Source organism: Anaerofustis stercorihominis (assembly GCF_005844425.1).
Lineage (GTDB): Bacteria > Bacillota > Clostridia > Eubacteriales > Anaerofustaceae > Anaerofustis > Anaerofustis butyriciformans.
Genome location: NZ_SPHL01000045.1, coordinates 1 through 12133 on the forward strand (window position 1 = coordinate 1; position 12133 = coordinate 12133).

At 27.7% G+C, this 12133-nt stretch carries 13 protein-coding genes; 6 read left to right on the forward strand and 7 right to left on the reverse strand.

What is annotated here, in order from left to right; genetic code table 11:
- Positions 1–466 precede the first annotated feature (466 nt).
- Positions 467–1501, forward strand: a complete 1035-nt coding sequence (locus FGQ49_RS09175) for an alcohol dehydrogenase catalytic domain-containing protein (RefSeq protein ID WP_138269570.1) — start codon at positions 467–469, stop codon at positions 1499–1501.
- Positions 1502–1524: 23 nt separating this feature from the next.
- Here FGQ49_RS09175 and yyaC read toward each other — a convergent pair whose 3' ends face one another.
- From yyaC to FGQ49_RS09195, 4 genes are all read right to left on the reverse strand, one after another.
- Complete coding sequence (yyaC, locus tag FGQ49_RS09180) at positions 1525–2073, reverse strand: spore protease YyaC (RefSeq protein WP_171020664.1); 549 nt, start codon at positions 2071–2073, stop codon at positions 1525–1527.
- Between the two features lie 74 nt (positions 2074–2147).
- Entirely contained in the window at positions 2148–2852 is a 705-nt protein-coding gene (locus tag FGQ49_RS09185; RefSeq protein ID WP_138269572.1) for a tRNA lysidine(34) synthetase, read from the reverse strand.
- A gap of 14 nt (positions 2853–2866) precedes the next feature.
- A complete protein-coding gene (locus FGQ49_RS09190; RefSeq protein ID WP_138269573.1) occupies positions 2867–3709 on the reverse strand; it encodes an N-acetylmuramoyl-L-alanine amidase family protein in 843 nt (280 codons plus the stop codon).
- Between the two features lie 54 nt (positions 3710–3763).
- A complete protein-coding gene (locus FGQ49_RS09195; RefSeq protein WP_138269574.1) occupies positions 3764–5188 on the reverse strand; it encodes a hypothetical protein in 1425 nt (474 codons plus the stop codon).
- A 178-nt stretch (positions 5189–5366) separates the two neighbouring features.
- Here FGQ49_RS09195 and serS point away from each other — a divergent pair, with 178 nt between their 5' ends.
- Genes serS through FGQ49_RS09210 form a run of 3 tightly spaced genes read left to right on the forward strand, consistent with a single transcriptional unit; the run spans position 5367 to position 8554 of the window.
- On the forward strand, positions 5367–6632 hold the full coding sequence (serS, locus tag FGQ49_RS09200; RefSeq protein WP_138269575.1) for a serine--tRNA ligase: 1266 nt from the start codon (positions 5367–5369) through the stop codon (positions 6630–6632).
- Positions 6633–6644: 12 nt separating this feature from the next.
- Entirely contained in the window at positions 6645–7643 is a 999-nt protein-coding gene (locus tag FGQ49_RS09205; protein WP_138269576.1) for a hypothetical protein, read from the forward strand.
- Positions 7644–7696: 53 nt separating this feature from the next.
- Positions 7697–8554, forward strand: a complete 858-nt coding sequence (locus FGQ49_RS09210; protein WP_138269577.1) for a S66 family peptidase — start codon at positions 7697–7699, stop codon at positions 8552–8554.
- A gap of 44 nt (positions 8555–8598) precedes the next feature.
- On the opposite strand, the gene FGQ49_RS09215 is transcribed toward FGQ49_RS09210, so the two are convergent.
- From FGQ49_RS09215 to FGQ49_RS09225, 3 genes are all read right to left on the reverse strand, one after another.
- On the reverse strand, positions 8599–8769 hold the full coding sequence (locus tag FGQ49_RS09215; protein ID WP_138269578.1) for a DUF362 domain-containing protein: 171 nt from the start codon (positions 8767–8769) through the stop codon (positions 8599–8601).
- A gap of 217 nt (positions 8770–8986) precedes the next feature.
- Positions 8987–9298 (reverse strand): hypothetical protein, encoded by a 312-nt coding sequence (locus tag FGQ49_RS09220; protein WP_138269579.1) that lies wholly within the window; start codon positions 9296–9298, stop codon positions 8987–8989.
- 70 nt (positions 9299–9368) lie between these two features.
- A complete protein-coding gene (locus FGQ49_RS09225) occupies positions 9369–9986 on the reverse strand; it encodes a manganese efflux pump (RefSeq protein ID WP_138269580.1) in 618 nt (205 codons plus the stop codon).
- Between the two features lie 147 nt (positions 9987–10133).
- On the opposite strand from FGQ49_RS09225, the gene FGQ49_RS09230 reads away from it, so the two are divergent.
- Complete coding sequence (locus tag FGQ49_RS09230; RefSeq protein WP_171020666.1) at positions 10134–11612, forward strand: phosphomannomutase/phosphoglucomutase; 1479 nt, start codon at positions 10134–10136, stop codon at positions 11610–11612.
- Positions 11613–11689: 77 nt separating this feature from the next.
- Positions 11690–12133: UPF0182 family protein (locus FGQ49_RS09235; protein ID WP_171020667.1), on the forward strand; the 444-nt coding region annotated here is incomplete at its 3' end.

Below are 12133 nucleotides of genomic sequence, written 5' to 3' on the forward strand. Positions count from 1 at the left end.
ATAAAAAATCTTTTAAGAAAAGGTACATTAAGGAAATTAAGAGATTGTGAAACAGAAGGAGGAAAAGAAAACTTAATATAGTAAAAAAAAAGCAATAAAATAAGAATAGATTGCTGATAAGCAAGAGGCGAGTAAACCTCTGAAATTTAAAATAGATAAAAATAATAAATAAAAAAGAAGAAAATGAAACGTTAAGGGTAAACTATATTAAGGAAAAATAGAACAGGAAGTTTATATAAGCAATTGGGAAGTAAGTTTAAATAATAAAAAAAGAAAAATAAAAAAAAAGATAAAAAATTAAACTGAAGATATTGCAAAAAAATGATAGTACTGTGAAACCAAATTCTGAGTCACAAGAATCGAGATACTAGGTAAAACTAGTAAAAGAAGGAGAGTCTGAAAAGACTCTCTTTCTTTATTTATATTTTATGTTAAAATATAAATAATAAATATTTAGGAGGCAAAAATGAAAGCTATCGTATTAGAAGATAAAGAAAAAGTTGTTTATAAAGATGTTCCAAAACCTGAATGCACAAAAGATGGAATACTCTTAAAAATTGACGCTGTTGGACTTTGCGGTTCAGACGTAAGAACATATTCGTCAGGTGTAAATGGCTTGGATTTTCCTTTTATTTTAGGACACGAAAATATAGGTATAATCGAAGAAATAGGTGAAGAAGTAAAAGGATATAGTGTTGGAGAAAGAGTAATTGTAAATCCTGTTATACCTTGTGGTAACTGTTATTACTGCGAAAAAGGTATGCAAAATTTATGTGAAACAAGACTTACATATGGGCATCATTTGCATGGTGGTTTTGCTGAATATATGTTAATTCCGGGTATTGGGGTACAACGTGGACAAATTCTAAAAATACCTGAAGGCGTAAAAAGTGAAGATATGGTTGTAGTTGAACTATTGTCAAGCGTTGTAAATTCTCAAGATTTAATTAATGTAACTCTTGGAGATACTGTTGTAATAATTGGGGCAGGTCCACTTGGATGTTTACATAGTGAAATTGCAAGGCTTAGAGGCGCTAAAAATATTATAATGGCAAATAGAAGTGAAGCAAGACTTGAAAAAAGTAAAGCTTTCAGCGGAACACATTTTGTAAATACATCTAAAGAGAACTTAAAAGAAGTAGTAATGGATATTACTGATGGAAGAGGAGCAGATGTAGTAATAAATTCAACTCCTGCAACAAAACCTATTGAAGAAGGTATACATTTACTAAGAAAACAAGGTAAATTATTAATTTTTGGTGGTCTTCCAAAAGACAATCCAAATGTAAGTTTAGATGGTAATTTGCTTCATTACAGTGAAGTTCAAGTTATTGGAGGATTTTCAACAACTCCTGATAGTTTTAGAAAAGCCTTTGACGTTGTTGCAAACGGAATGATAAATGCAAATTTAGTTTCTCATATTTTACCTTTAAAAGATATGGAAAAAGGTGTAAAAATGTTAAAAAGCGGAGAAGCCTTAAAAGTAGTTTTAAAACCATAAAAGACAGCAATTTGCTGTCTTTTTTATTGTAATACATCGCTTGTAACAGAATAAACGGAATCTGAAAAGGCATAAGTAAGTGCATCAGAAACTACTTTTGCCATTTCATAAATATTATTTAAACGCAGCGTTGTAAGAGAATTTATTGCATCTTTTTCATTGTTGCTTACAACTAAAGTAAGGGACGTATCTCCTGTTTTGGGTAATATTTTCCCTGTAGCTTTTCCGGGGAATATACCTTCATTAAATAAAATAATGTCTCCTACATTTCCTTTTTGTGAAATCATTGAGTCAATAACGAAAATTTCTTTACCAGGATATAAAGCTTCAATATAAGAAAGGGTTTTATTTATGTTAAGGGCATGAACAGGATGTTTGATTGTTCCAAAAATAGGATTATTTAAAAAATTATAACTTTCAAGCAAGCTTCCTACAATTGGAGCAAATGCATCTCCGATACATTTATCAGTTCCTATAAAAAGCAAAATACAATCTTTAGATGTTAATTTTATGATTTCTTCTGCAAGCAATTTTGCAGCATTTTTTTGTAAATAGTTAAATGTTTTTTGCATATTCATTCTCCAAAAAAAATATACCCTAATTATATATAATAGGGTATAAGTAAAATGTAGATATTTGTTTAAAGTTATTTCATATTTTCTAGATTATTTTTTATTGCGGTAAACATTCTTTCATCTGCATTTGGTATTTGCTTTTTTAAATACTTTACTAAGTTTTTCATTTCTTCTCGTTTTGTAAATCCATCGGCAGGGCATTCACTTTTTATTATAGGAATATTTTCAGTTTTAACAGCATGAATTACATCGTTTTCTTTAGCATATAAAAGAGGTCTAAGGGAATAAACACCTGTTCTATCAAGATAAGTTACAGGCTTAAAAGTGTGTATTCTTCCTTCGTAAAAAAGGCTTAGTAAAAAAGATTCTATAAAATCATCTCTATGGTGTCCAAAAGCAATTTTATTACTGCCAAGTTTTAACGCCGTTTCGTTTAAAGCCGCTCTTTTCATTTTTGAGCATAAAGAACAAGGATTTTTTTCTTTTCTTTCATCGAATACAATTTTCTTTATATCCGTATGAACAATTTCAAGAGGGACTTGAATTTCATCACAAAATGATTCAAGCTTATCAAGTTTCATATTATCAAATCCAACATCTATACAAATTGCGGTCAGTTTAAATTTCTCGGGGGAAAAATACATATATGTTTTTAAGGCTTTTAAAAGGAGCATACTGTCTTTTCCTCCTGATACAGCTACACATATATGGTCTCCGTCATTTATCATGTTATAATCTTTTACTGCTTTTCTGATACATCCCAGTGTTTTTCTCATGTTATATTCCTTTTCTAAAAATATTTATTTATACTTTTTACAATTGCATTTACAAGTTTGTTTTGATTTTTCTCATTTTTTAATTGTTCTATTTCATTTTTGTTGGAAATGAAACCACATTCAATTAATACGCTTGGGTAGTTTGTCATTCTTAATATTCTAAAATTATTATCTTTTACTGCACTATTTTTATTTGCGAGAAGAGGCGCAATATAATCAAGCCTAGAAAGTTCCTCGTTTAAAATATTAGCGAACTTTAAACTTTGTTTTGCCTCTTTGCATAGTGTTATGTCTTTTACTATTACATTACTTCTTCCTGTTGATGAAAGTATATTTATTCCATTTGTATAATATACTGTTGTTATACCGTTATTAATCTCTTCTTTAATAAATGGGTAAGTTTTTCCGTTTTCTTCAACATATATATCATTAAAGTCTAAATTGGCTTTAAAAGATGAATAGTAAATTGTATAACCGCTTTTATTGTTTTTGGTGCCTGTTGAATCATGGTGTATGCTTATTAGTAAATCAGGCTTAATTTTATTTGCAATTATTGTTCTGTTTGTTAATGTGACTTCTTTTTCATCTTTGTAGGGCTGTCTTGTGAATTTAACAATATAGCCTTCTTTTTTTAGTGCATTTGCAAGCTTGATTGTAACTTGGTCATTAAGCGTATATTCATTTGTTTTTTCACTGTCTACACCAATTGCACCTTTATCAGCCGAAAGTTTTCCACCGTGCCCCGGATCAAGCAATATTACATAATTATTTTTGTTTTTTATATTAATTGTAAAAAGCAGAATAAGTATAAAAATTAAAAAACATAAAAATAAATTTTTGGATATTTTAATTCTCATATATTTATTCTATATTTTAATAAACCCACAAAATGCAATATTTTGTGGGTTAGTTTACATTTTATCAATTAAGTCTGCAATCTTATCAAAGTCATCTTCTGAAAACATTAAATCAATTTGGTCTTGTTTTGTAGGTTTAATGTTTTTATTTGTTTTTTTATCATTATTTATATTATTTTGTTTTGATGAGGTTTTAGTTGTTTCGTTCTTATCTAATGAAGTTTTTATTTTTGAGTTGTTTTTTGTTATATTTTTGTTTTTTAAAACATTTGCTTTTTTGTTAGATTTATTTGCTTTGTTTTTTTCTTTTTTGGTTGTTTCTATCTTTATAACATCGTTTTCTTCTTTTAAGTTTGAGCTGTTAAATAAAAACTCCATAAATTCATCATTTTCTTTTTCTTCTTTTGATGTATTTAGAAGTGTACTGTTTTTTAAAGCTTCGGATAAATTTTTATCTTTATTTTTTAATTTTTTATTATCTTCTGTTTGTTTTTGTGATTGCATTGATTTGCTTTTTGCATAAGGATTTACTCTTTTTCTTTTTTGTCCTATTTTTTTATATGTTTCTTCAAGTAGTTCTTTATCGCTTAGATGTTTTCTTTTCTTTACTTGTTCCTTAGATGTTTTTTGCTCTATTTCCTTTTGGGTAATATCATACATTTTCATCATTAAATTATGTTCTTGTAAGTCAACTACTTTCGAGCGTTCATTTAAGGATGTATGAATTGTTTTAATGTTATCTAAAACTCCATCCAATATTTCTTGCTGTTGAAGTCTTTGTTTTCTTAGTTGTTCCTGTTTTTTTATTTCTTGTTCAATTTTGATCTTTTCTTCTTTTTCTTTCTCAAGTTTTTCAAGTTCTTTTTGAATATTTAATTCTTTTAAAGAAAGCGTATGTTCAAATGTTTTTAATTGTTCTTCTTTTTGTTTTAATTGATTTTCTTTTTCTTTTAATTCTTCCAAAGCTTGCTTTGTTTCTTCTTGTTGTTGCTGCTCTTGGTTTTTGATTTCTATAAGTTCTTTTTTCATTTTATTAAGTCTTAATTCTTCACTATAGTCATAAGGATCATCAAAAACTTGTACATTTTCTTCTTCTTGAAGTTCTTCTTCGCTTATGCTTAGTAATAGAGAACGAGATATTGTTTCAACAATAATATCAACGGTTAAAGCAATAAGTTGAAGATAGGTAGAAACGCCTACTTTTAGAATAAATCGAACTAAAATAAAAACAATGATATTAGCGAGAGTAACACAAGAAATTTCAAATACCATACCTCTCGTTTCTTCTTTATATAAACCGGCAAGAAAATAAATACCAATTTTAATTAAAATTAGAAGAGGTATAAATTTAGGGAAATTAGGATCAATTGTTAAATTTGCTTTATTAAAAATTAAATTGGCTACAATATATGTAATAGCCATGAAAAATATATCAATAAAAACTAAGGATACTGTCTTAATTGTTTTTTCTTTATTCAATATAATCACCTTTTTAAATTGTTTATACATTATAACATAAATTTATATAATACCAAAATGATATTTAATAAAATATAAAAATATATAATCTTTTTATATATAAAGGTGATTGAGTTGACAAAAGTTAAAAAAAAATATTATAATAAAAAATAAAAATTGTGTACTGTTAGGAGATATTATGTTAGATATAAAAAGAATAAGAAATAATACAGATGAAGTAAACGAACTTCTTGCAAGAAGAGGGGATTACAGTGTTAACGAAGTTTTAGAATTAGATACAAAAAGAAGAGAATTGTTATCTAAAGCCGAAGAAGGAAAGGCAAAACAAAACAAAGTGTCAAAGCAAATTCCTATGATGAAAAAGGAAGGCAAAGACGTAAGCGAATTATTAAAAGAGATGAAAGAACTTTCAAGTGAAGTTAAAGAATACAATGCACAAATCAGTGAATTGGAAGAAAAAATAAATTCACTTATTCTTTCTATTCCAAATACACCAAACAAAGATATTGTTATAGGTAAAGATGAAAATAGCAATAAAGAATTAATTAAGGTCGGTACACCAAGAAAATTCGATTTTAAAGCTAAAGCTCATTGGGATTTAGGTGTTGATTTAGGATTACTTGATTTTGAAAGAGCTGTAAAAATTTCTGGAGCAAGATTTTCAATGTTTACAGGAATGGGGGCTAAACTTGAAAGAGCGTTAATTGCTTTTATGCTTGATACTCACACAATAGATAATGACTATATTGAGATTTCTCCTCCATTTATGGTAAACAGAACATCAATGACAGGAACAGGTCAACTTCCAAAATTTGAAGAAGATGCATTTAACATTAAAAACAATGATTATTTTTTAATTCCAACAGCAGAAGTTCCTGTTACAAATATCCATAGAGGCGAAATTTTAAAAGAAGAGGACCTTCCAAAATACTTTACTGCATATACTCCATGTTTCAGAGCCGAAGCTGGAAGTGCAGGAAGAGATACAAGAGGTTTAATCAGAAATCACCAATTTGATAAAGTTGAACTTGTAAAACTTTCAAAACCGGAAAACTCATATGAAGAATTGGAAGACTTAACTTTAGAAGCAAGAAAAATTCTTGACTTATTGGAAATTCCATACAGAGTTATAGAATTATGTACAGGTGATTTAGGTTTTTCGGCTGCGAAAACATATGATATTGAAGTATGGCTTCCAAGCTATAACAGATATGTAGAAATTTCATCATGCTCTAATTTTGAAGATTATCAAGCAAGAAGAGCAAATATAAGATATAGAGATAAAGACGGTAATGTTAAATTTGTTCATACACTTAACGGATCAGCTTTAGCTGTAGGAAGAACTTTTGCAGCAGTTTTGGAAAATTATCAAAATGAAGATGGCAGTGTAACAGTTCCTAAAGTATTAAGAAATTATCTTGGAGGATTAGAAGTCATAAAATAGACTTTTTAGCTTATGGAAAAAAGAGTAAGAAGAGTAAAAAAAGTAAGAAAAAATAAGATAAACCCTAAAGTGAAGAAAGAACAATTTGAACTTGAAAACGAAATAGAAAAACAAGAATCCGAAATAGAAATAGATAATTTTAATATTGACGATTTGGATATGGAAGATATTTTTGTTAATACGGATTTTGAAGCAAGAGTTAAGTCTGATGATGAGAATATAATAGAAGATAATCCTCTTGAAGATGAAGGTTTTCAAGAAAAAATAATAGAAGATAGTGAAGATATTTTTGAATATCAAGAAGAGGATAAAAAAGAAAGAGTCTCTTTAAAAGAAGCCTTGAATTTTAAAATAACAAAAAAGACTGTTTTGATATTCTTAGGTATTATTATTACCGCTTCTGCGTTGGGTTTTGGGCTTTATAAGTTATTCCCGGGAGGAAAAACTTTTAGTGGTATTGTAAATTTGAATGATACATTATCAAATGGTAAAGTTGAATGTGTTGTTGAAGATATTGTTGTTACTGATACTATATCTACAATAAAAGCCAGTGAAGGTAAAACTTTTGTATGTATTTATTATGAATTTACGAATATTTCAGGTAATGAAATAAAATGGGAAGATTTTCCTTATATTACTCTTGGTATTTTTGATAGTGATGATATTGGTTCAAAATCAATAAAAATATTGGATAATGATAGTATCAATAAAGATGCTTTAAGAGAATATTCATATGTAATGGGGCTTGATCTTAGGGATGATTTAGATCCCCTAGCTGCATCTTCAACTAGAGATGATGTAGATGTTTTTGAGATAGACAAATCTTATTTAACAAATAATAAGATATATTTATTATTTGACATATATGATAAAGCTATAAAAGTTGAAGAAGGTTTGAGTACACTTCCTAACTTAGATGAAACAATTGAGGAAAATCAAGAAGAAATAAAAAAAGAACAGGAAGAAATGGGTATTCAAGAGACACCACAAGATTCTGAAAATTCACAGTAAAGATAAAGCAATAAACTTATGTTTATTGCTTTTTATTTTAAAGGAGAATGATTATGTTTAAAAAGGGAGATAAAATAGGAATTGTTGTTCTTTCAAATGGTATTGATAAAAATAAAAAAGAACAAGTTAAACAATTAATTGTTGAAATAAAAAATTTAGGACTTGTTCCTATAATTGGAGAATATATTTACAGTGAAGAAAATCATTGCCTGTTAATAGCACAAAAAAAAGCTAAAGTTTTAATGGATTTTTATAAAAATAAGGATATAAAAGCTATATTTGATATTTCCGGAGGAAATTTGGCAAATGAAATATTACCTTTTATTGATTTTGAAATAATAAAAAATAATTATAAGCTTTTCTTTGGATATAGTGATTTGACAACTGTTATAAATGCTATTTATTCTAATACAAAAAATCCTTGTTATTTATATCAAATAAAAAATATAGTTTTAGATAATAAAGAAAAACAGATATGCGGTTTTAATGAAAGTTTCTTTAAGGGGAAAGATGATATTTTCAAATTTGATTATGAGTTTTTAAGAGGAGATAATATGAAAGGTGTTGTTATCGGAGGTAATATAAGGTGCTTTTTAAAACTTGCCGGAACAAGTTATATCCCTGACTTTAAAGATAAAATTTTATTTCTTGAAAGCAGGAGCGGAAAAAGCCCTTTGATGATATCATTTTTTAATCAGCTAAAACAAATGAATGTATTTGAAGATATTAGAGGTATTATTCTTGGAACTTTTACTCAAATGGAGAGAGAAGATAGTTGTCCTGATATAAAACAAATCGCTCTTGATATAACAAAAGAATATAACATTCCGATTGTAAAAACAAATGAAATAGGTCATGGGAGCGATTCTAAATGTATTGTAATAGGTAAAGAATATAATTTAAGTAAATAAAAAAAGGAGGGGATACCTCCTTTTTTCGTACGAATAAATAAATCTTATTCAGGTTGAGCTGCTCCTGTTGGGCAAGCGCCTGCACAAGCTCCACAATCGATGCATGTAGCAGCATCAATTTCGTATTTTCCATCGCCTTCAGAAATAGCACCTACTGGGCATTCACCAGCACAAGCGCCACAAGCGATACATTCATCAGTAATTACATGAGCCATGTTTAATACCTCCATATTATTTGTTTGTTTGTATTAATATAACATTTTTAATAATTTATTGCAATAGGAAAATTTTAAAATCATATATTGTAATATATTTAAAAATCATAAATTGAAAGCATATTATAATATGAAAAGTAATTAAAAGTAACGTTTAAGCCTTATTTAAGGGTGTTTTGCTTTTCTATGTAAAGAAGGAGGAAATACTCCTCCTTTGTTATTTTCTTATATCATCAAAAAAATAAATTAATATTCCATCACATGTTTTTATTATTCTGCAGTTACATTTATTTTTACATTTACAACAATTATTATTACAACAGCTACTATGATTTGTATTTATGCAATGACTTTCTTTTTTGCATGCACAATTTGATGAGTTTTGATTATTGCAGTTGCATTTTGAGCAAGAATTATTTCTTTGTTCGTTTTGATATTCAATTTCATTATCGTAACATCCGCATCTGTCTTGATTTGTTCTTATAGAAGAATTGTTACATCCACATGATGTTCTATTTGAGTAATTCATTTATCTTACCACCTTTATTGTATTACTGTTTTCGATATATAATATGAAAAATTATAATTTTGGTTACCCTTTACATTATTTTTGTAAAAGCAAGGATTATTAAAAGTATTCCGCTAAACCAGCTTAAGTTTATTTTTGATGCTTCACTGAAGATATTTCCCGTTTTAAATCCTGCAATTATAAGTGAAAAACAAATGCAAAAGGTAAGTATAAAGACTATAAAAATGTTTGTATAAGGGAAAGACAGTCCTGCGCATATTGAGTCTATTGACCCGAGAATGCCGATTAAAAATGATTCTTTTATATCTAAATTATTTGAATTATTTACATCCGCTTTTGTTTCATCAATAAATATGTTAAAAAATAAATTTTCTTTTTTAATTTTTTTATTAATATTTCTATTAATTATTTGCATATTTTTAAGATATGTTTTTATTGCAAAGGCAAAAATATTGTAGCTGCCTATTGTTATTAAAAGAAAAAACGAAAGTATGTTAAATAAATATATCGGTATTATCTTTGAAAGAATATTTGATAAAGAGATAGACAAACAAAGAGAAAATGCACTTGAAAGAGAAATTATAATTGATGTAGGTATATTAATTTTTATTTTATTACTTCCAAAATTTGCACTTATTAGAAAAGTATCCATACTAAGGGCCAATATTAAAATAATGATTTTTATCATTCTTGTTCCTCCCTTTTATAGTCATAATTTATAATATTAAATAAAAAGACTTTTCGTGCATGTTTGAAATTATTAATATTAGATATATAAAAATTTATAAATTTATGGTATATTTAAAATAAGATAACTTATTTTATGGAGGACGAAATGGATTTAAAAAAATTACAAAATGGTTCTGATGTCAGAGGTATTGCCTTAGAAGGTGTAAAAGGTGAAGAGGTTAATTTAACAAATGAAGCAAGTTATAAAATAGCAAAAGCTTTTTCAATATGGTTAAAGAAAAGACTAAATAAAGACAGCGTAAAAGTCACTCTTGGTAGAGATTCAAGACTTTCTGGTCCTGCACTTGCTGAAAATGTAATGAAAGGTTTAAGCAGTGAAGAAAATGTTGAAGTTGTTTACTTTAATTTATGTACAACACCTGCAATGTTTATGAGCTGTGTAAATGAAGAAGTTAATGCTGATGGTGCTATCATGATTACAGCAAGTCATTTACCATTCAACAGAAATGGTCTTAAATTCTTTACAAAAGATGGCGGAGCAGAAAAAGAAGATATTATAGATATTCTTACAATTGCAAATGAAATGGAATTAGAAGATGTTGAAGCAAAATATGAAACTCTTGATTTCTTAAGTATGTATGCTGCTGATTTAGTAAAGAAAATTCAAGAAAGAACCGGAGAAGAAAAACCTTTCAGTGGTAAAAAAATTATCGTTGATGCAGGAAACGGTTCAGGTGGATTCTTTGCAAGCAAGGTTTTGGAAGTTTTAGGAGCTGATACTTCAGGTAGTGTATATTTAGATCCTGACGGAAGTTTCCCAAATCATGTTCCAAATCCTGAACTTAAAGATGTTATGGACAGCTTCTCTGAAATAGTAAAAAAAGAAGATGCTGATCTTGGAATTATCTTTGATACAGACGTTGACAGAGCTGCCGCAGTAGATAAAAGCGGAGAAGAAATAAGCAGAAATAAACTTGTTGCTTTAATGGCAAGTATTTGTCTTGAAGAAGCTGCAGGAAGCTATATCGTAACTGACAGCGTAACAAGCAGCGGATTAAAAGAATTTATAGAAGAAAAAGGCGGAGTTCATCATAGATTTAAAAGAGGATACAAAAATGTAATAAACGAAGGCATAAGACTTAACGAAGAAGGAAAAGAATGTCTTCTTGCAATTGAAACAAGCGGACACTGTGCTTTAAAAGAAAACTACTTCTTAGATGATGGTGCTTATATGGTTGTAAAAATTCTTGTTAAATTCTTTGAACTTAGCAAAGAAAATAAAACATTTGATGACCTTATAGGTTCACTTAAAGAAGCTAAAGAAGAAGCTGAACTTAGAGCTACATTCTTAGTTGAAGATTTTAAAGAATATGGTGCAAATCTTCTTGAAGACTTTAAGGTATATGTTAAAGAAAAAATGGAAGGCGCTAGTTTTGAAGAACCAAACTTTGAAGGTGTTAGAGTAAATGTTGAAAGAGACGGAATAAAAGGCTGGGTGCTTTTAAGATTATCTCTACATGATCCTGTACTTCCAATAAATATCGAATCAGAAAATGAAGGCGGAGTTGAAAACATTAAGAAAGAAATTTTAGACTTCTTAAAAGACTACGAAGTTAAATTCTAATTAAATAAAAGCATCAATAAGGGTATCTTTATTGGTGCTTTTTTTATATAATATAAAAAAAGTTATAGGTGTTTATTATGGAATTTAAAAATGTAGTTGACGGAGAATTTGAAGAAGTAAAAAGCAGTTTTAAAAATAATAAGGTAAAAAGAAAGTTAAAATTACCCAAAATGAAAATAAGGAAAGTAGTTCTTCCTTTAATTTTTGTTTTGTTTTTTATTGGACTATTTTTATATTTGATAAACGGATTTTATATAGATTATTTATGGTTTAAAGAAGTAGGGTACTTAAATATATTCTTCAAAGAATTAAAGATAAAGATTTATATGTTTGTGCTTCTATTTTTAATATTATTTATTTTTTTTATGGTATATATAAAATTCTTAAAGAAATCATTTGATCAAGAAAATAATGTTTTAAATAAATATTGGAAAAAAATATTTGTTTTAACATCAGTATTTTTTTCTTTTATATTTTCTTTTATCATTACTTCAAGATTATGGTATAAATTTCTTGAGTTT